The sequence below is a fragment of the Runella sp. CRIBMP genome, from assembly GCF_009905605.1.
Taxonomy (GTDB): domain Bacteria; phylum Bacteroidota; class Bacteroidia; order Cytophagales; family Spirosomataceae; genus Runella.
Window position 1 is genome coordinate 399631 of record NZ_JAAAKZ010000001.1, and the last position, 23935, is coordinate 423565.

Consider the following 23935-nt stretch of genomic DNA (forward strand, 5'->3'; position numbering starts at 1 on the left):
ACCCGTGCTGGTTTAGGTAAAAACACCTGAGACTTTCAAAAAAATATGAAAAGTTGTATTTTTCTCTTACCGCTTGCCATTTGGTTAATGAGTTGTTCGTTGGCAACATCGTATCCTGAAACCTTCGAGTATAGCCCGAAAAAAGGGGAAAGTGCTATCGAAATCCAGAAGCAAATGGCAGGGGAGCTGTATGGATTTTACTGGAAAAATAAAGATAAAAAGTACGAGTTTTATGAAGTACAGGTAAGTGAGGCCAACTTGTTGATTAATTATTGCCCTCACAATCAAACACTCTGCCTCTCTTATGATTTATGCAGCGGATGGACTTTTTATTTCGTAAAGGTAGATGAAGTGGCGTTGAAAAAGTTGGCAGACGCACGCCTGCCTTTTGTGGGCTACCTTAAATTGCTGACTAGGGAAGAGAATACTAAAAAATGGGGCAAATCCAAAACCCATGCCTGTGGAAACTCTTTTTATGAACAGTAGAGTAGTAGCGAAGGATAAAGGGAATGTTCCGTCAAACCCTCCGCTCTGGCGTTTTAAAATCAAGCAACAACTCATTGGGCAATACGACTTTTGGCTCCAAGATTCTAACAAGCTGCCCGAAGGCGTCCTGTTTCATCTTGGTGTCGCCTTTATCAAAACAGCGATAAGAGTCGTAGTTGACGTAAGCCGTATTGGTAGGCTCGTACAAAAAACCGCCCTTGGGTAAATGATGATTATCCAATTCGGGCACGTACACCACGGTGAGGGTGATGCTGTCCTGATACTTTGGATAGAATGTCCACGTTAACTTCATTCAAAAATAGGTTGCGTTTTGTTTCCTAAAGTCTCCCTTTATTTTACAAAGTACCAGAATTTTTGGAACAAAGCAATAATGCGGAGGCGTTACCAGCGAACCGATTTGAATTTCCAACCAGGAACCTTTTTTTGCATTTCGGGCTCGTCGTCACGTTTGGTGAGACCGCAAGCAAGATAATTTTGGTGGAGTTTTGCCAACGCTTCGCGGTCAAGCTCTACGCCCAAGCCGGGTTCTTGCGGCACAAGTACGGCTCCTTCTTCAAACTTAAAACGCCCGCCCACGATGATTTCGTCCGATTGCCAAGGGTAGTGCGTGTCGAGCGCGTACGTCATTTTTGGCAATGCCGCGCCCAAATGCACCATGGCTGCTAATGAAATGCCCAAGTGGCTGTTGGAGTGCATCGACAAGCCGCGCCCAAAGGTCTCGCAGATGCCCGAAAGGGTCATGGAGGCGCGCAGGCCGCCCCAAAAATGATGGTCGCTCAAAATAATATCTTCCGAGCCAAGGGCGATGCTGTTAGGAATATCCTCAAACGATGTGGTACACATATTGGTAGCAAGTGGCGTTTTGATGGCTTTACGCACCTTCGCCATGTTTTCCTGCCCACGTGTAGGGTCTTCTAAATATTCGAGAATCGGCTCCATTTCTTTCCCGTATTTGATGGCCGTTTCTACGGTCCAGAGGGCGTTGGGATCAACACGGAGCGGGACATTCGGGCCGAAGGCATCGTATAAAGCAAACATGGCATCTACCTCCTGACGAGGCTCAAACACGCCGCCTTTGAGTTTAATAGATTGAAAACCAAACTCCTTGCACATGGCTTGGGCTTGGGCCACAATTTCTGCTGGATTCAAGGCACTTGCCTGTCGGGCAGCGGCCCATCCCGTCGCGTGTGGGTCGATGTCAAAAGCTAATTCTCCGCCCGCGCCTTCGTATTTATAAAAAAGATAGGCGGAAAAAGGCACGCGGTCGCGCATTTTGCCGCCCAACAAATCCACAATTGGTCGGCCAGTTACTTTACCGATAATGTCCATGCAGGCCACTTCTACGGCGCTGAAAATATGCACCAATTTGCGTTGGTCCCAAGGTGTTTCGCCGCGTTGGGCCGAAGTGTCGGTACCAAAACGCTCCACCAACACATGCCTGATTTCATTTAATTGAAATACATCCCGACCGATGAGCAACGATTTGGCTTCTTCCAAAGCCGCATCAATATCTTTATTCCCCGGTATTTCGCTGATGCCCGAAATATTATCGTCGGTAATCACCTCCATAATGGTACGAAGCGCATAAGGAGCGTGCAGCCCCGCCGCATTGAGCAGGGGAGGGTCAACAATGGCAATAGGCGTAATGATGATTTCTTTGATGCGGGGGCCAGATTTGTAATGCATACGTGTTGAAAATTGGTAGTTAGTGGCTGGTGGTTAAGGGTTCATCGCAGGTATCTGCACTGCAACCACAAAAGAACGTTTTTTTACCACAAAGAACATAAAGTTGAAAGACAAAGAAAATCACGAAGGCTGTTTTTAGTGTTCTTTGTGACATTTTTGCCTTTGTTGGTGTGTTCACCAACAAACTAACTGCCGAAAAGAGATGCAGGTGATAACACCTGCATCGGCATCAGTGGTAAAATATAAATAACAGCCTCACACTTCTTCCGAAACGGTTTGTAGCAGTCCTTTGATGTAGCCGTAGCAGAATGAAAAAGCCTGTAAACTGGCGGCAGGGTCGTGGTGGTGCGGCACGTGGTCGGGCATGACCATGCCTGCATAACCCACATCCCGTAACGCTCTGACTACCTGCGCGAAGTTCATTTCGCCATTGTCGGGGTACACTTCCTGAAAGTTGTTAAAATTGCCTTTGATGTTTCGCAAATGGACATTGAAAATCTGATTGCGTTCGCCCACCCACTTGATGATGGGATAAATGTCATTTTTGGGGTCTTTCAGACCTTCGGCAATGGAGCCGATGCAAAAATTGAACCCGTGGTATTCACTGTCGTAAAGTTTGGCAAAACGTTGAATTCCTTTAAAAACATCGGGGCTATTCCAACGCATTACGCCCCGATACGCGGCAGGTACTGGTGGGTCGGCGATGTGGTTGGCTAATTTAACTTTATACTCCTTGGCAACGGGCAGAATACGGTCGAGTAGGTAAGTGATTCGCTCAAATATCTGATCAACAGAAACATCTCCCGCTACTGTCTTGGGGTCATTTCTTTTCAACGCTTCTTCATAATTCCACACGCTGTATTCGGCATTGCCGCGTTTGGGGTCGGTGTATTTTCCAGTGCGTAGCACGGGCAGAATGGTGGTGTTGTAATTCAATACTTTAATGCCCGTTTTGCCCGCTACCTGAATCATTTGCTGAAGGTATTCGATTTCGCGGTCGCGCTCGGGACTTTTGCCGAGCATTATATTGGGGTAAGCTACTTTATCAATCCCTGCCGAGGTCAGCGGATAGTGGTAAGCGTCAAGGCTGATGCCGTACTTCTCGCAGGCGTCCCTTTTTGCCAACGAATCTTCCAAGTCCCATCCCTTTCCTGGAATGATTTTTGGAGAACCTCCGTCGATGTTAAACACCCCGTGGCGGGCTTTAAATTCGAGATTTTCAACACTCGTGCCGCCCGATTGACACCCTACTTTCATGAGTACTTTTTTGGGTGGAGTAGGTAGAGTGGCGGCCTTGGCGTGATCGGGCCCGAAAATGGCCGCTCCCACGGAGCCTGCCGTCATTGTTTTTAGGAAATCGGTACGTTTCATCGTAGTAAGTGGCAAGCCACGGTTAAAGGTTACAGTTGGATAAAGGGCGTTGAAAGATTATTTTTCCAGGAGCAATAACAGCGAGCTGTGGTCGAGTTCGCCGTTTCCCTGCGCTACGGCGGCTTCCATTTGGGCCGCTACCAACGCCGTGCCTTTGAGGGGCACCGAAAATTCTTGGCCCGTTTGAAGGGCAATTCCCATGTCTTTTTTGTGTAATTTTACTTTAAAGCCGGGGTTGAAATTACGGTCAATCATGCGTTTGCCGTGGAGATCAAGAATGCGGCTTTGGGCAAAGCCTCCCAGCAATACTTCCCGCATTTTTTCGAGGTCAACGCCCGCTTTTTGGGCCAAGGCAAAAGCTTCTGCCACGGCCTGAATTGTCATGCCGACAATCATTTGGTTGCAGGCTTTGGTGGTTTGACCCGCGCCGGGCTCACCGATATGAACAATGTTTTTGCCCATGGCCTGAAACAACGGCAATGCTCGCTCAAAAGCGTTGGCACTACCGCCAACCATGATTGAAAGCGTGGCGCCAACGGCCCCGACTTGTCCGCCCGAAACGGGAGCGTCTAAGGCCTCTACGCCTTTGGCCTGCATTAAGTGATAGATATTCACCGCCGTAGCTGGTGCAATGGTCGACATATCAATAAACAGTGTCCCCGCTTGAATGCCTTCCAACACGCCGTCGGCTCCCGAAACCACCTGCTCCACATCGGGTGAATCGGGCAACATCGTGATAATAACATCGCATTGCGCCGCCAGTTCTTTACTCGTGGCGTATGCCGTAGCGCCTGCTTCCGTCAATTCGGTAGCGGCGGCGCTTGTACTTAAAACAGACACGGAATAGCCGGCTTTCAATAAGTTCAAAGCCATGGGTTTCCCCATAATTCCCAGTCCGATAAATCCTACTTTTTCCATATTTTTAAAAATAAATGTATCACGCAGAGCCGCAAAGGGGCAAAGAATGATGATGTTATGCTTAGACTCTTTATACTAAAGGGAATAGTTTTGCGCCTATCATGATGACCACGAGGCCCGTCAACCCCATCACCACCAGTAGGGGTGAAATGGTTTTCAAGGCTTCTTTTTCGGTCAAATTGCTGAGTTTACAGATAATCCAGAAACCTGCATCGTTCATCCAAGGTACCAACTTAGAGCCACAGCCGATGGCTAAGCCCAAGTACACTGGGTGAAACTCCAAATTGGCATTATTGGCCATTCCCGACAAAATTCCGGACGCGGTAATCAGTGCAACCGTAGCCGAGCCTTGGGCAGTACGCACCACGGCGGCAATGAAAAATGCCATCGGAATGAGGGCCATTTGGTATTCCTTGGTCATGTCGGCAATTCGGGCGCTGATGCCTGTTTGCTGCAACATTCCGCCAAAGGCTCCGCCCGCCGCCGTAATCAAAATAATGCCGCCGCCGCTCATCAAAGCCGCCTGTACAAAAGGTGTAAGGCCCTCTTTGTTGTCTTTCTTTTGGCTGGCCAACAGCAACAGAGCGGCAATCCCGCCCGTGACGATGGCAATGTTTTTGTCGCCGAAAAACTTTACAACTGTGATAAGATTGCTCAAAAAGGGCGATTGTGCCTCTCCCGGCTTGAATAGATTACTCAGGAATGTGTCGGCGCAGATAAACACGATGGGAATCAGTACTGGCAGCAATGAAACGCCCAACCCGGGCAGGTGTTTTGTTTCTTTGGCGGCAATGGATTTTAGGTCTTCCAGTTTAGCATCCAATGAATCTCGCAGTTCAATTGGCCATTTTTTGTTGGCCCACAGGGCAAAAAAATAGCCAGCAGTAATGGTAAACAGCCCGACAATCGTGCCAGCAATCATCATTAAACCAATCGGAATGTGCATTTCTCCAATCAAAAACAACGGCCCAGGGGCGGGTGGCACCAGTGAATTGGCCATGGCCGCACCCGCCATAATACACAAGACGAGTAAAAGGTAGTTTTTGCCAATTCGTAAAGTCATGGCTTTGGCCAAAGGAATCATCAGGAAAAGAACGGTGTCAAAGAACACGGGAATACCCAAAAAGAAACTGCTCACTAAAAATGCGGCGGGTGCTTTGTCGATGCCCGTGAGGCGTAAAACCGACCGTATGATGCGCTCGGCGGCACCGCTTTCGAGCATACATTTGCCGATGATGGCGGCCATGGCAATCAGGATACCGATTTTGGCGCAGGTATTCCCAAATTCGGTGGCAATGCGCTCGCCGATGCCTTTTTTGGATAACGCCAATGCCGCCGCAGAAGCGGTGCCTTTGGCCAATGCAAACTGCTCAATGACGGCAGCAGGCGTCATCAACGCCACTACGAAAGCCCCTAACAAAAGCGCCAAAAAGGGGTGTAATTTAAGCCCAATGATGCCACCGACTACGATAAGAACACCAACGGATAGGATAAAAATGGGATCAGTCATTCAAAAAAAGGTTTAGGAACGGAGGTTGGTTGGTGGGTAATCGTCGGAAAGCTTCGGTACTAGGTATACGTTGCCCGGGCAGCAGCCAATTTTTTAGCCATGACCCGTGCGCCATCGGCCACAAAAGTGGCATCGGCACCGCAGGCAATGAAACGGATGCCCATGTCGTGGTACTTTGGGTAATCGTCGGGATTGAAAAACAAGATACCCGTCGATTTGCCCGCTTTTTGGGCGGCCTGAATGATTCTTTGGAGGGCGTTGATGAAAATCGGATTGTCGAACTGACCGAAAATTCCGAGTTCCATTGAAAGATCGGCTGGCCCGATGAAAAGCACATCTACCCCTTCCAAAGCGGCGATTTCGTCCAAATGGTTCAGGGCTTCCACGGTTTCGATTTGAATAATACCTAAAAGGCTTTCTTTTGAGGCGTCGTAATACGCCTGAAAATTTTGTCCAAATCCTGTTGCCCGGACCATTTTGGCCACACCTCGGTTGCCGAACGGCGGATAATGCAGGCCGTTGATTACCTTTTTTGCTTCGATAGCATTGTTTACTTTAGGACACATAACCCCCGCCGCACCCATGTCCAACACCCGTGAAATACGGGCAGAATCACTGCTTTCGACGCGCACAAAGGCGGCAGTCGGCGTGCTTTCCAGCGCCTGTAACTGCGCCAATACATCCTTTTCCGTACCAGCACCGTGTTCCAAGTCAATCAATACCCAATCGAACCCAGAGAGTCCTACGATTTCTGCCGTGAGTGGGCTTCCAAGATTTAACCAACACCCGTTGAGGGTTTCTCCTTGTTGGAGTCGTTTTTTTAAATTTTTCATGTATAAAAAAGGATGAAAACAAGATGATTTACTTCTTGTCCCACCATATTCTGGTATCTAAAAGGTTAGGGCCTTGGCGGCTAATGGCCTGTTCTACATTGGTTTTATTTACGTTCAGCTCGGCGTCGGTATAAGTCAGGCGACGAATAAACGGCTCGGTCTTAAGGTCGCTGCCCGGATAAGGGTTTGGCGTCAAAATTGGGTAACCACTGCGACGAAAATTAGCCCACGCTTCGGGCCCAATCAGAAAAGAAGCAACCCAGTATTGGGTGTTGATTTGCTCCAATTCTTTGCCAACCGCGAGCGGATTGGCTTGGACGTAAGTGGTAATGGCGGCGTCGGCGATGGCCGTGCTTGCTCCATAATTTGCAAATTGCTGCATGTGTGCCCGAATACCGTTGGCGTACAAGACGGCGGGGTCGCCTGTGGTCCATTTCCGAAAAGCGGCTTCGGCCAGTAAAAGTTGTGTTTGGGCGTAGGTAACCAGAAAACTTGGCGCGGCCAGACCCGCCATGCGGGTGCGGTCAAGTTGGCTGTAATCCCACAGACTCGCCAGTTTGTTGGCCGTTACGGCTGCGCTGATGGTGGTGTTGTCGTAGCCCAAAGGTGCCCCGATTTGAACCCCCGGTGTACGATTAGCGCGGGCTTCTACCTGCTGTGCGCCGCTGGTGGCCCCCACGTACCTAACCGCAATCGAAGCCAACCGCGGGTCATTGTTTTTGCTTAAAAAAGTGACAAAATCTTCGGCTAAATAAAAGAAAGCCGATTGGCCGCCGTTGAGTTGCGAACCCACAGGGTTGGTAAAATTGGCATTATGACGAATGATGGCGTTGTCGGCATTGGCTTGCATGACCCCACCCGCCACGGCTTTGGCTACGTATTCGGCGGCTTTGGCCGGGTTAACTTTTGAAAGGCGCATGGCCGCGCGCAGCAGTAGCGAATAACCCAATCGTTTCCATTTGGTCACATCTCCGTCGTACAACACATCGCTGGCTACTTTTGCTTTGGAAGCATCCAGACCAGCCGAAGCGGCATCCAATTCACTCAAAATAGCGGTATAGATTGACTCCTGCGTGTCGTAAACGGGGGTGGCAATGCCTTCTAGATAGTTTTTGCCCGCCTGCGTATACGGAATGTCGCCGTAGGTATCGGTCAACAGCATGAAGGAATAGGCTTTCCAGATGCGGGCCATGTTGTAAAGATTAGAACGCGCAGGAAGGTCTTTGGTTTTGGCCACCACGTCGGTCAATTCCTTGATATTGGTCTGATAGTAGGTATTCCAGTTGCCAGAGGCTACGCCCCGATTGTCCTGGTTGAAGTTTGCCGCCGAACCCTGACCACTGAAAGGCGTAATCATTTGCTTGACGATGGTGGTTTCGTAACTCAAATTGCCGTAGCCTGGCGCGGTGTTGACTATGGCGGTGTTGAGCTGATAGCCGGGGTCAACGGCGGTCAGGGCAATGGGGTTGACGTTCATTTCGTCAAATCCTTTGTCGCAGGAAGCCAGAAAGCAACAGGCGATTATTGGGAGATAAATACGTATTTTTTTCATTTTGATTCTCTTTTGGTGATTTGAATCTTAAAATTTAACATTCAGATTAAATCCGATACTGCGCGTAACGGGCAATCCCGTGGCTTCTAGGCCAATCAGGTTATCGGAAGGAAAACCGAACTGTTCGGGGTGGATATTGGGAACCCATTTTTTGAGCACGGCCACGTTGTTGGCGACGGCATTGAGCCGAAGTCCTTTGATAAACGGAATGGCTGTGGGGAGGAATTTGGTGAAATCGTAGCCAATCGTGATTTGGCGTAATTGCCACAGACCTGCGTTGTAGACAAACTCTTCGGCGATGTTTTGAGAGCGTACCGTTTCATAATAGGCTTGCACGCCTGACTTGGTTTTGTTGACCTCACCATTGGGGTTTACACCATCTCCGATGACGAAGTTTTCTGCTCTTCCCACCAACGTCGCTTTGTGCAAGCCGTGCCGCCACGCGTTGTGGTTGGTGCCCGAAATCATCTTATGACCCAGTTTGAAATCAATCAAGAATGAAAGGCTTATACCTCTGTATGTGAGGTTATTGGTAAATCCACCCACCCACAGCGGCAGTGCACTGCCAAACCCAATCTGGGTTGGCGTACGCAACGGACGGCCATTACCAGCATCAAATACCTGACGGCCTTGGGCGTCGCGGAGGTAACCAAAGCCAAACAATTGTCCCATTGGTTGGCCTACCACTTGGCGCAGTTCGCCCGTAAAGTCGCCCGTGCCGACGGTAATCATGTTGTCGCTCACGCCGCTACCCAAATCGAGTACTTTAGTTTTGTTGTAAGCCGCGTTGAAGATGAAATTCCAACTGAAATCTTGACGTTTGATGGGGTTTAGATTGACCAACATTTCCAAACCTTGATTACGGCTTTGGCCGACGTTGATTAATTGATTGAGGTAGCCGCCCGCGTTGGAGGTTTGAGCGCGGAGGATTTGGTCGGACGACAATTTGTCATAGTACGTAAAATCCAATCCAATCAGGTTGTTAAACAGCTTCAACTCCAATCCAAACTCTTTCTCCGAAACCCGCATTGGGCGAAGGTTGGCATTCGGAACGGTAGAGCCGCTGATGCTTCCCAAAGGCTGTGCTACGCCGCTTGGCGACGGAAACTGTTGGGGATTGATGCCGTAAAAAAGGTTGTTGGCATACGGCGACACGTCGGTGTCGCTTCCCACTTCGGCATATGCTGCCCTGATTTTACCGAAGTTAATCCAAGAAGGTAAAGAGGTAGCAAATGCTTGAGAGAACACAAAACTTGCCGTAATGGAAGGGTATAAAATGCTGCGATTGGCGGGTGATAATGTTGAAAACCAGTCGTTTCTGACGGTTCCGTTTAAGAATAAATAATCTTTGAATGAAATCTCTGCCGATGCATACAGCGAATTTACCTGACGCTCTGAGAACTCATAGGTAGCGTCGCGCTGGCGGCTATTGCCGATGGTGTACAGGTCGCGGGTGTAAAAATCTTGCACAAATACATTGTGGCGGCTGATGCGACGATACATTTGGTTGCCCCCTACGTTCACGTTTACGCCCACAGCACCGAAGGTTTTATTGGCTCCCAACAAGAAGTCAGCGTTGAGTTCGCGCACGTTGCGGGCATCCTGCACGTATTGGCCGTTCACAAATCCGGCGGGAGCGGCGGGTTGACGTTGGGTGCCCGTGGGCAAGTTGTAGTCTTGTTCACGAGAATAGTAATCCTGACCAACCCGACCCTGCAAAAACAGCCAATTGGTGAAATTATAGCGAGCGGTCAGGTTGCCAAACACACGGTCGTTGCGGATGTTATCAAAACGTTTGAGGGCAAAATAAGGGTTGGTGCGGTTGGTAAAGCGCGACCATACAGTTTCGTTGCCGTTGGCATCGGAGGCGTATTTTTCCAATAAATCCAACGGCATCGAATTGGCCATGTTGAAGATAATTACTGGGCTATAATCCTGCTCGGCAATGTTTGGTGGATTTTTGCGGTACTCGTTAGAGTAGTTAACGTTGCCCGAAACGGTCAGTTTTTTAAGCGTTTGCGTAAAACCCAAATTAATGGTTCGGCGGTCGTAGCCAGAGTTGCGCAAAATGGTACGGTTGTCTAAGTTGGAAACAGAAAGACTGAAGCCCCCGTTTTCGTTGCCGGAAGACAGCGTCAAGGTGTTGGTCCAAGTGTAACCTTTTTGATAAAACTTTGAGATTTGATTGCGCTGCGGCTCGTACGGAACTGTGATGTTGTCAAAAAGAATATGGGTCATGCCAGGCTGAAACTTCTCTCCAAAACTCCACTGACCTGAGGTGGGAAAAGGTGCCGTAGGACGAACGCCGTTTTCACCTTGTCCGTATTCGTATTGATAATCAGTGTAATCCAACGGAGTTTCAGACGTAAAATTAGAGTTGTAACTTAGTGAAATCCCCGAGCCTGTGCCACGTGTTTTGGTGGTAATCATGATAACCCCGTCTTTGGCTCGTGACCCGTAAAGGGCTGACGCGGCTGCCCCTTTCAGGACCGTCATGGCCTCGATGTCGTCGGGGTTGATGCTGCTCAACCCGTCGCCACCGTCGGAGGTTCGGTTGCTTCCCTTTTCGGAAACATCGCCCCGGGCACCGTTGTTGGTGTTGTCAATCGGCACACCGTTGACCACAATCAGGGGTGAGTTGTTGCCGCCGAACGAAGATTGCCCGCGAATACGGATTTTGCTTGTTCCCGCTGGACCAGAGCCTAACGACGTAATGTTTACCCCTGCCATTTTTCCCTGCAAAGCATTCATAAAATTGGCGGTGCGGTTTATGGTCATTTCTTCCGTACCTACCGTGGCGGTGGCGTAGCCGATGCTTTTGGCCTGTTTTTTAATCCCCAAGGCCGTCACGACAACCTCGCCCAAAGATTTGCTTTCGGGGGCTAAAGAAACGGAAATATTGGTCTGATTGCCAATGGTGATTTCTTTGCTTTCATAGCCTACGTAGCTGAAAACCAATACGGCAGCGGTTTCGGGTACTTCCAACTGAAAAGCGCCATCCACGTTGGTGGTGGTGCCTCGCTGGGTGCCTTTAATCAACACGCTCACACCAGGTAGCCCCGTGCCTTTTTCATCGGTAACTTTTCCTTTGACGGTTTGTGCCATTACCTCCGCCTTTTCCAAACTCTTCACTTGCGGTATTTCGCTCGTTATGGGTTTTTCGGTGGGTTGTTCGGGACTGACACTCTCCTGAAATCGGGCGTCAGCTTCCGCCGTTTTAGGAGATTTTTTGGTTTCTAAAATAACGTAGGAACCGTTTTTGACTTTCTTGTAACTCAGGCCCGATGTCCGTAAAATACGGTCCAGATTTTGTTCCAGATTTGCGTTCAAATTGACGACATCAGAAGAAACGGTAATGCCTTCTACTAGGCCACCCTCAAACAAAATATCTACTTGGTAGCGACTTTTGAGGTCTTTGAGAACATCCCTTAACTTCAGCATGGTGGGCGCGGCGGCCTCTGATTTTTGAGGTAGCTTGTAGGCACGGGCGTAGGTTTGCGCCCAAATGGGATGCCCGCTTAGCGACAAAGCTAGGAGCATGAAACCCATCCCGCAGGATTTTTGTAGGCTTTTTTTCATAGTAGAGAACGGTTTAGCGGCTATTGGTTATCAGTTAGAATCACGGTGTTACCCGTTTTTACAATTTTGATATTGAAGATTTCGGAGACAATACCGAGTAATTCGTCCGCGTTTTCGGCGCGAAAAGACCCTACGAGCGTGCGTTTTGAAAGGGTTTCATCTTTGATAATGACCTGAATCCCGTAGTTTTCATCCATTATTTTGGCAAACTCTTCCAGCGTAGTATCATCAAATACAAAGCGATGGTCTTTCCACGCGGCGTATTTTTCGGGTTGCGGGGTTACTTCCTGCTGGAGGTGATTGCTTTGGTCGAGCGTCACCAAGTCGCCGGGTTTCATAATGACCTGTTTTTGGGTTTGCCCTTCGCGGTAGCGCAACTGCACTTTACCCTTATTGAGTACTACTTTGGCGGTTTGCTGACGTGAGTACACCGTAAATTCCGTCCCTAGCACCACAACCTCAAACCCTTTGTTGGTTTTGACGATAAACTTCTGATGATTAGGTGTATGCGTTACGTCAAAATTGGCTTCTCCCGTCAACAATACTTCACGGGTTTTGGCCCCAAAACCAAAACGCGGTACCTGCAGTGATGAATTTGCGTTGAGCGTCACTTTGGTCTGATCGCTGAGCTCCAATGATTTGGTCTCACCAAACCCCGTGCTGTGGGTTTGATATATGATATTGTTTCTGAACACCCAACTGCCAACCAACAGCCCTCCAATCAAACAGGCCGCCAGCATCCATAGCCCGAAATGTCGCGGGGTAGGAAGTGGGGTTTCTTCCGTTGGGAAAATAAGGGACGGATTTTGGTCAAATTGGTCGGCGTAGGCATGAAAGCGTTCAAGGGCTTCGGGCAAGCTCGTCAAATATTGAGGACGTTGGTACTCGTACTCGACCAACCACTTATAAAATAGCTCTTCATTGGCGGGTTGTTTAACCCACTCGTCAACCATTTGTTTTTGTAAAGCGGATGTTTTGCCTGACAAATAGCTGAATATGAATTCTTTGTTGATTTCTGCGTTCATTGATGCTTTCTTTTGTGACCCGACAAGAATCGTTTTTTTGTTCCTTTAAAGCGGGGAGTTCTACATAAAAAATCAGTGGAAAAGCCCCGCAAGGAAGGCGAATAATGAGAGCAACCACTTGTCTTTCAAAAGATCTCGAATGTACTGGTTGGCGCGGGTGAGCTGTACATCGACGGTCTTGACGGAAAGATTGAGTTCGTCGGCGATTTCGCGGTATTTTTTACCTTCAAATTTTTGCATCAGATAAATCCGCCGCCGTTCGAGAGGTAGCTTGTTGACGGCCTCTTCTACGTCGTGGTATAATTCTTCAAACTGACTGATTTGGTCGGGTTGTTGCTCGTCGAGGATGGGTTTTTGGGAGGCTTCGCCCAAATCGGCTTTGCGGCTCAAATCCCAACGGAGGTAGTTATACGCCCGATTGCGTACCGTACGAAACAAATACAGACGGTAAGAAGAGTCGATTGTAAGAAAAGTTTGATTGGCGTAAAACTGAAAGAAAATCTCAGAAACCAAGTCCTCGGCAATTTCGCGCGAGCCGACAAACTTCACCGCGTGCGTACACATCGGTTGGTAATAGCGTTTGTACAGCAACTCTACCCCAAGCCGTAGGTTGGTTTCCAGCGTTTTGCGGATAAACAATTCATCATCCAACTCAAAAGCGGTTTTGAGAGGTGGGTTGGCTGGGTTAAGCGGAATGGAAGGAGTCCCCAAGGCTTTTGGGTTTCGCTCTTCGTAAGGTTCGTTGTAGGCCTGCTCCATCGTTTGTGCCTGAGGGTAATATTGCTGAAGGATTTATATACCTTTCCGTAATCTATTACTAAGACAAGTTGGGAGGTCGGAACTCCTTACATAAATATAAAAATATTTTTATTTTTTTGAATGTTATTGATTTAAGGCCTACGATTTGCCCCAAAATATTCGTTTTCTAGCCCAAAATAAGAAAATCTTAAGAGTTAATAAATTATACCGATTTGTAGTAATTTTGAGCCGAACGCTAAAAAATACTTTGAATGAAAATGAAAAAATTATTACTCGCAACCTTGGTTTGTACGGCATTTTTATCACCTCTGCTTCTAAACGCCCAACGCTGGGAACAGGTAGGCAAAAAAGGAGACTGGGCAAATACTATCGGTGTGGTAGGCATGGGTGGCTACTTATACAGCATTGAAAAAGACGGGACGCTGTTTCAAACTGATAAACAGGGGAATTACCGACAGCTTGGCGATAAGGGATTATTTGATAATGCCGACCTGTTGGTGTCGTTGGACAACGAAATTTGGACCATTGAAGATGGTTCTCTTTACCAGACCATTCCTTCAAAGGCAGTTTGGCGGCAGGTGGGCAAAACGGGCGATTGGAAAGATACGCAAGGAATGGTAGGGCTGAATGGAAAGCTTTACAGCATTGAAACCAGCGGAACACTTTACGAAACCTCAAAAGACGGCACTTGGCAACAAATCGGTAATGATGGGGAATTTACCGATGCCGAAATGCTCGCTGCCATGGACGGGCATCTGTGGACGGTCGAAAAAGGTACGCTTTACAAAAGCAACATGAAGACCCTGCGCTGGCAGCAGGTAGGAAAGGTGGGAGATTGGGAAAATACCATCGCGATGGTGGCCGACCGTGGCTTTTTGTGGAGTGTAGAAGCCGACGGAACGCTTTTCAAAACGGATAAAAATGGAAACTATGAGCAAGTAGGCGAAAAAGGCCTCCTGAGCGCGGTAACGCACATTATTGCCATGGATAACACACTCTACGTCATTGAAAACGGTACATTGTATCGCACGAAAGGCTAAACTCATTTATAACATCGGCGAGGGCTGCACGCCCTGGTTCAAACCTCGCCGATGTTTGTATTTTTAATGAACAGTATAAACCGAAAGGGTCGTTATCTTCGCCTTTCCACCTTCCGACGTCAACGTGATTCGGCCTTCGTGTTTTGTGGGGAAAACCCATTCGGTCAGGGCTTGCTCGCCGTCCTGCGCAAACAATTCAAGGATTGATTTGTCGGCCAATAGCCTGATTTTAAGCTTCCCATCTTTCAACGGCACTTTCACGCGTTCCACGCTCGAAAAGCGCGGGTGAAAATTTACCTGTCCCGAACGCGTGCGGTCGAGGGATAATTCCTGAGTGTTGGCATCGTAGCGAATGGCCGTAGCTTCGCCTTGACTTTGGAAGACATTGAGCGTAACTATCTTGGCCTGTTGTGGCTGGATTTCTAGTGTCAAATCAAACACTTCGCCTTTGAACGGCACTTCATAGGTGCCATTAACCACCTTATTTTTAACGCTGAGAGCTTCTTTTTGGGCACTTTTAAGTTGAATAATGGGCTGTTGAACAAGTCGGAGTCCATCGGTTGTTTTTTTCAATGAAAACTCCCTAGCCACCGAAAACCCTCCCCGCCACGTGTCACCCGTGGGGATTTCGCGGGCGTATTCCCAATCGTTTATCCAGCCAATCATAACGGGTTTGGCGTGCGATTTTGGCAAATTATTGAAGGGAATGGCCGCATAAAAATCCTTGCCTTCGTCCACGTACAGGATTTCATTTTGTTTTTGGGGCGTGAAGGTTTTTCCGTCAAAATCGCCCACAAAATATTGCATGGCCAAGTAATTCTTTTGGCGGTGCCCACTCGAAATCATCAAAACCCACTTGGTTTCATTGGTGCCTTCCACGGGTACTTTGGTCAGGGAGGGGCATTCCCAAATCTTGGTCATGTCGCCCTGCTTGCCAAATTCACTCAGTAATGTCCAATTTTTCAGGTCTTTGGATTCATAAAACTGAGCTATGTATTCGAGTGGCTTTACGACGGTCATAATCCAGACTTGCTTTTCGGGATACCAAATTACGTTGGGATCGCGGAAGTCCTTCATGCCTAAGTCCAACACGGGGTTTTTGTCGTAACGTTTCCAGGTTCTGCCTTTATCGGCGCTGTACGCGATACTCTGGTGCTGGGCTTTGCCTTCAATGTGCGACGTAAAAATCGCCACCATTCCTTTGGTAAAGCCTTTCTCAAAAAAGCCCGAAGTATTCATGCTGTCGATGACGGCACAGCCCGAAAAAATCATGGTTTGGGTTCCGTCGGCGTTGTCAAATTCGGGCAGGGCCACGGGGAGCGTTTCCCATTTTTGGAGGTCTTTGCTCACGGCATGTCCCCAGCTCATGTGCCCCCATACATTCCCGAAAGGGTTGTATTGGTAAAACAAATGATATTCTCCGTCAAGATACACCATTCCATTGGGGTCATTTACCCAGTTTTTTGGCGCGGTATAGTGGTACTGCGGACGATAATCTTGGGGTTTGTTTTGTGCAAAACAAGCCACTGAGAAAAGGAGAAACAACAGACAAGGGGCTATTTTTTTCATTCGTATGTGTCATTAAAAAGTTTCCAAATGTACTTTTTTACAATAAGAATGGTAGCAGTAAGATATAACCACTACCATTTCTTTCATGTGTCTCTAATCTATCAGTATTTGCCTTTTAATACCCTGGATTCTGCTTATAAAGCCCGTTGGTAAAGGTGATTTCAGCCTGCGGAATGGGTAAATATTCATCGCGTCCCGCGGTAAATTTTGCCGTTGCCAAGTATGTTCTGCTCACTTTCTCTTTGGCGATGTAGGCATTGAGCGTGGGCTCAGCAATGCCCCAACGAACCAAGTCAAAGAAGCGCGAACCTTCGGTTGCAAACTCCAAACGGCGTTCCCATTGCAAAGCTTTGAAAGCAAACTCCTGCGTCCAGCCCGTAGCCGAATAGGGTTTTACGTTGTACTTTGAAGCAAAGGTCCCGTCGAGTTTTTTGAGGCGGCCCGTACTGGCGGCGGCTCTTTCTCGGATTTGATTGATCAGCGGCAACGCGTTGGCGGGTTGACCTAATTGGATATAGGCCTCGGCCTGCATCAGCAGCACATCATCGTATCGAAGAATATCGTAGTTTTTAGCGGTTCCCATAAAAGGACCGAGTTTGAAATACGACCCGCTCGTGGCCAATTGCTGAAAGCGCATGGTATGAAAATTGCCATACACGCCTGGGTCGCGTACCCAGCTGTTGCTGAACAACTTAGTGTTGTCGTATTTGTACACGTGCCCGTCAATACCTACGGTATGGTCGAGGCGCGGGTCAACGGTTTGGGTGGCCAAATCGGCGGGTTTATTGTTGAAAGTATCAAAATTGGGCAGTCCGTTGGCATCGGTTGTGTGGGCATTGACCAAATTCTGGCTTCCTGCATGAAACCCGCAGCACCCGTATTGAGGCGCGCCGTGTGGGTAATTCAGACCATCTTCGTAGCTCATGCGACCCGCAGTGGTGCCGTCGTTGACGGTAAACTGAATGGCGAAAATAGACTCGGGACCGTTTTCGGTTTCGGGCAGGAAGTTGTCGGCAATGTCTTTGCTCAAGCTGTATTTTCCTGAAGAAATCACGGCCTGTGTCAGCGTCACTACCTCCTGTAAGCGGCCTTTGTTGATATTGGTTAGTTTGTGGTTACTGTCCTGCTCGTAAGCTTGATACAGCCTTAATTTGGCCAAATACGCCTGCGCTGATAGTTTATTGGCTCTTCCCAATTCTGCCTGCGAGGTGGGCAGATTGTCAATGGCAAATTGGAAATCTGCCGCAATTTTGTTCCATGATTCTTCATTGGTCAGGGTATTGGAGACTTTTAAAATATCCGCTTCGGTGGCCGTTTCGTCAAAAATTGGGATGTTTTTGTACAACAGCTTCATGGTAAAATAGCTGTGCGCTCTCAAAAAACGTAACTCCGCCAAACGTATTTTTTTATTGGGGAAATTGGCTTCCGTCAGGGTGTTGACCGCGCGTAGCGCCACATTGCATCTCGAAATGGACTTAAACAAATTTTGCCACGTGCGGGTCACGAAAGCCCCCATGGTAGGCGTGACCAAATTGTAGTGCTCAAGGGCGTCGATTTCACCCACGTCGCCCGTACCGCCGCCGCCTTTGTAGGTGTCGTCGGAACGTACACTGCCGTATACCCAGTTGCTATAGATGGGCCCAATCATGTCGCCGTTGCCGATGGCGGCGTAGGCGGAGGTCACCAAGCCGTCAATGGCCGTGGGTGAGGTGAGGTCAGAGGACGACAATACGCCCGTAGGAGTGTAATCAAGGGCATTTTGGCAGGAGCTGAACGCCAGCACTCCCGAAATAAATATAGTGGAGAATAGTTTCTTTTTCATGTTTTCTCTAATTAGAATGTATTAAAATGACGCATTAACACCGAAAGTGAACGTTTTGGGAATAGGCACTGGTCCAAGGTCAATGCGCTCAGGGTCAGGACTTAAATAATTTTTACTCTTAAACCAAAACAAGTTTTCGGCCATGGCGAATACGCGCAGTCGAGTAAAGACTCCTTTGGCGTTAATGCTGTATCCCAATTGAATGTTACGCATTTTGAAGTAGGAGGTATTGACGATGAAGTAGTCAGAAGTGCGTCCTTCGCCGTTGTTATCTTTTAGGGTCAAAGCGGGAACATTGGTATTGGTATTTTGAGGTGTCCAGGCGTCAAATACGCCGGGGCCTACGTTCTCACGTCCTTTCATTAAATTATTGAACAGCGTATAGACATCAAAACCTTTGCGGCCAGCGACGCCTGAACCAAAGAGAGAAAGGTCAAACTTTTTGTAGGTCAAATCAACCCGTAACCCGTACTCCAACGCGGGCAGGGTAGTACCAATCCAAGTTCTGTCCAAATCGTCGATTCTGTTGTCGTTGTTGATGTCCACGTAGCGGATTCGGCCTGGCCCTGCGCCTACTTGCACGGGGGCGGCGTCTACTTCCGATTGCGATTGGAACAATCCGTCGGTTTTGTAGCCAAAGATGTCAAATTGGGAGTGACCGATGATGGTATTGACGAGGTTACCAGCGTAGGCAGGGCGTACGTTCTCGGGCAGTTCGGTAATTCTATCCCGGAAGTGGGTGAAGTTTGCCACAACATTGTATTTCAAATCCCGTTGCGTCATACCGCGATAGCCCAGCACAAATTCCCAGCCTTTGTTTGATTTTGAGGCTCCGTTTACGGCTTTTGACTGTCCTTCGCCAAGCGCGGAAGCAACGGGAGGAGTAATCAAAATACCCGAGGTTTTACGGGTAAAATAATCAAAAGAGCCAAAGATGCGATTGTTCAAAATGGCAAAATCAGTTCCGACGTTGATTTCGTCGGTGGTTTCCCATTTCAGTGCTGAGTTGGCGGCTTGGGTTTGAACAAATCCCGAAGGCAATGTGCCCGTATTGGCCCCTGATAAAGCATAGGCCGTGCCGATGTTCATGTATTGTTCCCAAAAACCACCCACCAACTGTGCCTGCGTGGTGCCATAGCGGGTATCAAACAATCCGAAACGAGCCAAGTCGCCAATTTGTTGATTTCCAACGCGCCCAGCGCCGATTCTTACTTTCAGTTCTGAAAAGAGGCTGTTGTTTTTCATGAATTCTTCTTGGTCAATTCTCCATCCCAATGAAGCTGCTGGGAAAATACCGTAGCGGTTGTCGGTACCAAAACGAGACGAACCGTCGCGACGAATAGTGACCGCCACTAAGTATTTATCCGAAAAATTATAATCAACCCGCGCAAACTGCGACAGCAAACGGTGGCCCGTTGAGCCGCCCGTTACGGTGGTGTTGCCTGTGCCAGCGTTCAGTGTAAAATAATCTTCGGTTTGCAGGGCAAAGCCTTCTTTTTTGGTGGTTTGGAAGTTCAAATCTGTTTTGATGTACTCGGTACCAACCAAAAACTTGAAGTGATTTTTGTCGTTTAGGTCCCAATTATACCGTAATGTATTTGACCAAGTAGTGCTCAAAAAATGGTTTTGGTCAAAGAATAAGCTATTGGTTGTGCGGTTAAACGCTCCTTCTGAAAAGGTTGGCGTGATTACTTTATTCAAAAAACGCGCATCATCTGCACCCAAATTGGATTTAAAAAACAGATTTTTGATGGGCTGAATTTCCACAAAAATATTCCCGAAGGTGCTCAAACGATTGGCGTTGTTCCACTTGGCAATGTCCTGCATGTGTAGCGGGTTGTTTCTATCAGAATAGCCTGCGCCAGAAGCCCCCGCATAAGTAACTCCGTCTTTTTGGAAAACAGGAATGGTAGGCACCAACGTAACGGCCAATGAAGTGGTGGAAGCCCCTCCTAAGTCGGTGGAAGTCAGGGTTTCGTTGGAGTTGGCAACGCGTAAATTGATGCCAAACCGCACTTTATCATCAAAGGCACGGGTAAGGGCATTGATGCTGCCACTCAAACGGTCGTAGTTGGTAAACCGCAGCATCCCTGTATTCTTGAGGTGGCCCAAGTTTATTTCGAGTGAGGAGGTTTTGGTGCCGTATGAAGCCGTAAAGTCATTTCTGGTCACGATACCCGTTTTGTACATCACGTCCTGCCAATCGGTATCACCGGCGGGTGTATTGGGGTCGCCGCCCACGAAAGGCTTCACCGTCACGCCCGTCAATACGGGATTACTAAAGTTTTTGTTCCAGTTAAAATCGTAAATCTCACCGTAACCTGCCGCTGGGTCTTGGCCGTCATTGACCGAAGCCTGCCACAAAGCGCGCCCTCTGTCGACGGCGTTCAGCATTTTGAAGCGCATTGATTTTTCCGATTGTGCCGATACACTGCTGTTGAACTGAAATTCGATTTTGCCGTTGGTATTACCGCCGTTTTTGGTCGTGACGATAATCACACCGTTGGAAGCGCGCGCTCCGTAGATGGATTCGGCCGAGGCATCTTTCAACACCTGAATAGACTCAATGTTGGCTGGGTTCATGTTTTGGAACACTTCGGGGCGTGTGGTCGGAATGCCATCAATGACGTAAAGCGGGTCGTTGTTTCCCAAAGTATTGGCCCCGCGAATCAAGATTCGGCTGTTGGAACCGTTGGGAGAGCCGTCTCTTTCGATATACAAGCCTGGTACCCGTCCTTGCAAAGACTGCATGGGATTGCCTGAGCTGTTGTTTTTGATGGGGGCCAATTCAACCACCGCTACCGAGCCGGTCAAATCTTCTTTTCGCTGCGTAGTGTAGCCCACCACCACTACTTCGCCGAGGGCACCGCCAGGAGTGAGGCTGACGTTTACTGTGCTGATTCCGGTAATTGACACCTCTTTGGTGGTGTAACCAATGAACGAAACTTTGAGCGTGGTGGCGTTGTCGGGTACTGAAATCGAGAATTTACCTTCGCCGTTGGCGGTAGTTCCGATGGTGGTGCCAGCCACTAGAATGCTGGCCCCTACGAGTGGTTCGTTGTTGTCGTCGCCCATAACGCTGCCCGTTACGACGCGTTGCGCCAAAACGATTTGCAGCGAAAGCAGCCATGCTGCGATGACCGGAAGATAGTGCTTCATCTTGGTTAAGTAGAGAATTTTAGTGTTCATAGTAGATTGTTATTGTATTTGGGGGGTGAGAAAAGAATGAATTTCGGAAGCAGTAACCAAAGGCGTAGCACCACGGTATGTGGCAACCAACGAGCCCATGGCGCAGGCAAACTGTACACTGTCGGCGGGCGACTGACCTTCTAACAGACAGGTGAGCAAGGCGGCCAAAAACGAATCTCCACTGCCGATGGTGTCTTGGACGTCGACCTGAAAACCTGCACTTTGGTAGAATTCCCCACCCGTCCAGAGCACAGCTCCGTGCTCACCTTTGGTTATGCAAATGGTTTGAATATCAAAGGTTTCGGCCAAAGTGATGATGGCGCTTTGCTCGTCGTCATTGGGCGCATACCACGCTGCCAACATGTCTAGTTCGTTGGCATTCATCTTGACCATATCGGCAGCGCGCAAGAGTTGTTCAAGGGTATTTTGGGCATAATGCGGAGCGCGCAAATTGACGTCAAAAACCTTGAAGCGTGCTTTTTTGAGCAATCGAAAAAGCGTATCTGCCGACGCCGCACTGCGAGCGGCCAAGCTGCCGTAGACAAATACCTCGGCATTGGCGACGGTGGTTTCGAGGGCTTCATCACATTGGATATAGTCCCAAGCCACGGGCTGTACAATCTTGTAGGTAACTTCGTTTTTGTCGCTGACGTTGGCTTTGACCACGCCCGTCAGGTGCGTTTCGCTCTGTTGAATCAAGCTGGTAGTTAGTCCTTTTTCTTTGAGAAAGTCGAGGAGTTTCTTACCTAATTCATCGTGGCCGATTCGGCTGATCATCTGAGGGTTATGGCCTAAGTTTTTGAGGTGAACGGCCACATTCATCGGCGCTCCACCAGGCTGTTTTCCCGTGGGCAACACATCCCAAAGCATTTCTCCAAAACAAATAATGTTGGTTTTCATATTGGTAGAAGGATTAAAGTCTTAGTGAGCAAAAACGGTAGGTTCGATTTTTTCGAGCGAAGAACCCTTGGTTTCGGGCATGATTTTCCAGACAAAAAGCAGTTGGAGTAGCATCATGCCAGAGAAGAACAGGAACGTATTGCCGCCGCCCAAATAGGCCGCAATAGACGGGAAACTGAAGGCTACAATTGCCGCCATAATCCAGTGCGTAAAACTGCCCAATGCCTGACCGTTGGCGCGTACTTCGTTGGGGAAGATTTCTGAAATAAACACCCAAATCACCGCTCCCTGAGAGAAGGCAAAAAAAGCGATATACACAAAAAGCAAAACTGGAACGGTCATGCCAAAATCTTCTAAATAGAAGGCACGTGCTACCAAACCCAGCGTCACAATCAAACCTATTGAACCCACGAGCATCAACTTACGACGACCGAAACGGTCAATGACATTCAGGGCCAACAGCGTGAAAACCAAATTGGTCAACCCAATCCCCGCCGACGAAAGTAAGGCCGAATCTTTGCCCAAACCGGTCATTTCAAAAATGCGGGGGGCGTAGTAGATGATGGCGTTGATGCCCGAAAGTTGGTTGAAAAGAGCAAACAGCACCGCCAGCATCACAGGGGTTTTATACTTGCCCGAAAAAAGTTGAGGTTTGCGTTGAGTGGTATCGGCTTGGCTGTTGGAAATGCGCTCAAGCGTTTGGGTCGCCGTTTCGGGGTCAATGATTTGAAGAATAGACAAGGCCTCGGCGGTTTTGCCTTTCTTTAAGACTAACCAACGCGGACTTTCGGGAATGTTGAGCACCGTAATGATAAACAACAGCGCTGGAAATGCCTGCACGCCCAACATCCAACGCCATGCTTCCTGCGGTATATCTTGTAGAAAATAATTGGAAATGTAAGCAATCAGAATTCCGAAAACGACATTGAATTGAAACAGCGCCACCATTTTGCCGCGCGAACGGGCCGGCGAGATTTCGGTGATGTACATCGGTGCCGCTACCGACGAAGCGCCCACGCCCAAACCGCCCAAAAAACGGAACACCAAAAATAAACTCCAATCGTGGGCCAAGGCCGTACCAAGCGCCGAGAGTAAATACGAAATGGCAATCCAGAACAACGTCTTTTTGCGCCCGAGGCGGTCGGCGGGAATGCCGCCAAAAAACGACCCCACCACGGTTCCGATTAAGGCGATAGAAACGGTCAGGCCGTGTTGGAAAGGAGTGAGCGACCAAAGCCGTTGCAGGGTTTGCTCTACACCCGAGATAACGGCCGTATCAAACCCGAAAAGAAAGCCGCCCAACGCGGCGGTAATTGACCAAAAGAAGATGCTGTTCTGACGACTCATTCGTGTAAAAGATTTAAATGAATGGGTCAAAAGTAGCTGGTGGTCAGCGCATCGGATTTTGGTATTCTTTCAAATACTTATAAATTTCGTACAATGCGTAAGTTGTTGTTTTTTAGGTTTTTATAGTCATTGAATGATAATTTTCTTTCAAAAATGTTACGGCTATTTTCAAAAATCGTACATGGCTTGGGAGCAATGGGTCAGGGGCGAAGTACGTAGATGGAGCAGTAGATTGGCCTCTGCACTCTAAAGGAAGGGGTAAGAGGAGGTCAGGATGTTGTTGGTGAAAAAACACCAACAACGGCGTTGAAAACACCAACCACGGCAC

The 23935-nt window shown here is 48.5% G+C and carries 17 protein-coding genes; 2 read left to right on the forward strand and 15 right to left on the reverse strand.

From position 1 onward, the window contains the following. Nucleotides 1-45: 45 nt before the first annotated feature. The gene (locus tag GVN20_RS01690) at nucleotides 46-486 is read left to right on the forward strand and encodes a hypothetical protein (RefSeq protein WP_166556671.1); all 441 of its coding nucleotides are present in this window, start codon (nucleotides 46-48) and stop codon (nucleotides 484-486) included. A gap of 31 nt (nucleotides 487-517) precedes the next feature. On the opposite strand, the gene GVN20_RS01695 is transcribed toward GVN20_RS01690, so the two are convergent. The 10 genes from GVN20_RS01695 to GVN20_RS01740 form a co-directional block, all read right to left on the reverse strand. After that, a complete protein-coding gene (locus GVN20_RS01695) occupies nucleotides 518-799 on the reverse strand; it encodes a hypothetical protein (RefSeq protein ID WP_114461927.1) in 282 nt (93 codons plus the stop codon). An 89-nt stretch (nucleotides 800-888) separates the two neighbouring features. After that, the gene (locus tag GVN20_RS01700; protein ID WP_166556672.1) at nucleotides 889-2193 is read right to left on the reverse strand and encodes an enolase C-terminal domain-like protein; all 1305 of its coding nucleotides are present in this window, start codon (nucleotides 2191-2193) and stop codon (nucleotides 889-891) included. Nucleotides 2194-2448: 255 nt separating this feature from the next. Further along, nucleotides 2449-3564: a mannonate dehydratase gene (locus tag GVN20_RS01705; protein WP_166556673.1), complete on the reverse strand. Its 1116-nt coding sequence runs from the start codon at nucleotides 3562-3564 to the stop codon at nucleotides 2449-2451. A gap of 57 nt (nucleotides 3565-3621) precedes the next feature. Beyond that, nucleotides 3622-4482, reverse strand: coding sequence for a 2-hydroxy-3-oxopropionate reductase (locus GVN20_RS01710; RefSeq protein ID WP_166556674.1), 861 nt, complete (start codon nucleotides 4480-4482; stop codon nucleotides 3622-3624). A gap of 70 nt (nucleotides 4483-4552) precedes the next feature. Next, nucleotides 4553-5992, reverse strand: a complete 1440-nt coding sequence (locus GVN20_RS01715; RefSeq protein WP_166556675.1) for a GntP family permease — start codon at nucleotides 5990-5992, stop codon at nucleotides 4553-4555. A gap of 59 nt (nucleotides 5993-6051) precedes the next feature. Further along, entirely contained in the window at nucleotides 6052-6825 is a 774-nt protein-coding gene (locus GVN20_RS01720) for an HpcH/HpaI aldolase/citrate lyase family protein (RefSeq protein ID WP_166556676.1), read from the reverse strand. A 28-nt stretch (nucleotides 6826-6853) separates the two neighbouring features. After that, nucleotides 6854-8377: a SusD/RagB family nutrient-binding outer membrane lipoprotein gene (locus GVN20_RS01725; RefSeq protein ID WP_166556677.1), complete on the reverse strand. Its 1524-nt coding sequence runs from the start codon at nucleotides 8375-8377 to the stop codon at nucleotides 6854-6856. A 27-nt stretch (nucleotides 8378-8404) separates the two neighbouring features. Continuing rightward, nucleotides 8405-11956, reverse strand: a complete 3552-nt coding sequence (locus GVN20_RS01730; protein ID WP_409033832.1) for a SusC/RagA family TonB-linked outer membrane protein — start codon at nucleotides 11954-11956, stop codon at nucleotides 8405-8407. Between the two features lie 20 nt (nucleotides 11957-11976). Beyond that, nucleotides 11977-12981 carry a FecR family protein gene (locus tag GVN20_RS01735; protein ID WP_166556678.1) on the reverse strand — a complete coding sequence of 335 codons (1005 nt, stop codon included), beginning with the start codon at nucleotides 12979-12981 and terminating at the stop codon, nucleotides 11977-11979. A gap of 72 nt (nucleotides 12982-13053) precedes the next feature. After that, nucleotides 13054-13740 carry an RNA polymerase sigma-70 factor gene (locus GVN20_RS01740; protein WP_166556679.1) on the reverse strand — a complete coding sequence of 229 codons (687 nt, stop codon included), beginning with the start codon at nucleotides 13738-13740 and terminating at the stop codon, nucleotides 13054-13056. A gap of 257 nt (nucleotides 13741-13997) precedes the next feature. On the opposite strand from GVN20_RS01740, the gene GVN20_RS01745 reads away from it, so the two are divergent. Next, nucleotides 13998-14780, forward strand: a complete 783-nt coding sequence (locus tag GVN20_RS01745) for a hypothetical protein (RefSeq protein ID WP_166556680.1) — start codon at nucleotides 13998-14000, stop codon at nucleotides 14778-14780. A 63-nt stretch (nucleotides 14781-14843) separates the two neighbouring features. Here the strand turns inward: GVN20_RS01745 and GVN20_RS01750 are convergent, their stop codons facing one another. The 5 genes from GVN20_RS01750 to GVN20_RS01770 all read right to left on the reverse strand — a co-directional run bounded on the left by GVN20_RS01750 (nucleotide 14844) and on the right by GVN20_RS01770 (nucleotide 23607). After that, on the reverse strand, nucleotides 14844-16349 hold the full coding sequence (locus GVN20_RS01750) for a glycoside hydrolase family 32 protein (protein ID WP_206023177.1): 1506 nt from the start codon (nucleotides 16347-16349) through the stop codon (nucleotides 14844-14846). Nucleotides 16350-16464: 115 nt separating this feature from the next. Continuing rightward, complete coding sequence (locus tag GVN20_RS01755) at nucleotides 16465-18171, reverse strand: RagB/SusD family nutrient uptake outer membrane protein (protein ID WP_166556681.1); 1707 nt, start codon at nucleotides 18169-18171, stop codon at nucleotides 16465-16467. Nucleotides 18172-18192: 21 nt separating this feature from the next. Beyond that, nucleotides 18193-21360 carry a SusC/RagA family TonB-linked outer membrane protein gene (locus GVN20_RS01760; protein ID WP_166556682.1) on the reverse strand — a complete coding sequence of 1056 codons (3168 nt, stop codon included), beginning with the start codon at nucleotides 21358-21360 and terminating at the stop codon, nucleotides 18193-18195. A 9-nt stretch (nucleotides 21361-21369) separates the two neighbouring features. Then, on the reverse strand, nucleotides 21370-22260 hold the full coding sequence (locus GVN20_RS01765) for a carbohydrate kinase family protein (protein ID WP_166556683.1): 891 nt from the start codon (nucleotides 22258-22260) through the stop codon (nucleotides 21370-21372). Between the two features lie 21 nt (nucleotides 22261-22281). Then, nucleotides 22282-23607 carry a sugar porter family MFS transporter gene (locus tag GVN20_RS01770; protein WP_166556684.1) on the reverse strand — a complete coding sequence of 442 codons (1326 nt, stop codon included), beginning with the start codon at nucleotides 23605-23607 and terminating at the stop codon, nucleotides 22282-22284. Between the last annotated feature and the right edge of the window lie 328 nt (nucleotides 23608-23935).

Coding starts and splice junctions, on each gene's coding strand:
- GVN20_RS01710 (WP_166556674.1), bottom strand. CDS start 4,482: ATGGAAAAAGTAGGATTTATCGGACTGGGAATTATGGGGAAACCCATG.
- GVN20_RS01730 (WP_409033832.1), bottom strand. CDS start 11,956: ATGAAAAAAAGCCTACAAAAATCCTGCGGGATGGGTTTCATGCTCCTA.
- GVN20_RS01720 (WP_166556676.1), bottom strand. CDS start 6,825: ATGAAAAATTTAAAAAAACGACTCCAACAAGGAGAAACCCTCAACGGG.
- GVN20_RS01740 (WP_166556679.1), bottom strand. CDS start 13,740: ATGGAGCAGGCCTACAACGAACCTTACGAAGAGCGAAACCCAAAAGCC.
- GVN20_RS01750 (WP_206023177.1), bottom strand. CDS start 16,349: ATGAAAAAAATAGCCCCTTGTCTGTTGTTTCTCCTTTTCTCAGTGGCT.
- GVN20_RS01760 (WP_166556682.1), bottom strand. CDS start 21,360: ATGAACACTAAAATTCTCTACTTAACCAAGATGAAGCACTATCTTCCG.
- GVN20_RS01755 (WP_166556681.1), bottom strand. CDS start 18,171: ATGAAAAAGAAACTATTCTCCACTATATTTATTTCGGGAGTGCTGGCG.
- GVN20_RS01690 (WP_166556671.1), top strand. CDS start 46: ATGAAAAGTTGTATTTTTCTCTTACCGCTTGCCATTTGGTTAATGAGT.
- GVN20_RS01745 (WP_166556680.1), top strand. CDS start 13,998: ATGAAAAAATTATTACTCGCAACCTTGGTTTGTACGGCATTTTTATCA.
- GVN20_RS01715 (WP_166556675.1), bottom strand. CDS start 5,992: ATGACTGATCCCATTTTTATCCTATCCGTTGGTGTTCTTATCGTAGTC.
- GVN20_RS01695 (WP_114461927.1), bottom strand. CDS start 799: ATGAAGTTAACGTGGACATTCTATCCAAAGTATCAGGACAGCATCACC.
- GVN20_RS01705 (WP_166556673.1), bottom strand. CDS start 3,564: ATGAAACGTACCGATTTCCTAAAAACAATGACGGCAGGCTCCGTGGGA.
- GVN20_RS01770 (WP_166556684.1), bottom strand. CDS start 23,607: ATGAGTCGTCAGAACAGCATCTTCTTTTGGTCAATTACCGCCGCGTTG.
- GVN20_RS01735 (WP_166556678.1), bottom strand. CDS start 12,981: ATGAACGCAGAAATCAACAAAGAATTCATATTCAGCTATTTGTCAGGC.
- GVN20_RS01725 (WP_166556677.1), bottom strand. CDS start 8,377: ATGAAAAAAATACGTATTTATCTCCCAATAATCGCCTGTTGCTTTCTG.
- GVN20_RS01700 (WP_166556672.1), bottom strand. CDS start 2,193: ATGCATTACAAATCTGGCCCCCGCATCAAAGAAATCATCATTACGCCT.
- GVN20_RS01765 (WP_166556683.1), bottom strand. CDS start 22,260: ATGAAAACCAACATTATTTGTTTTGGAGAAATGCTTTGGGATGTGTTG.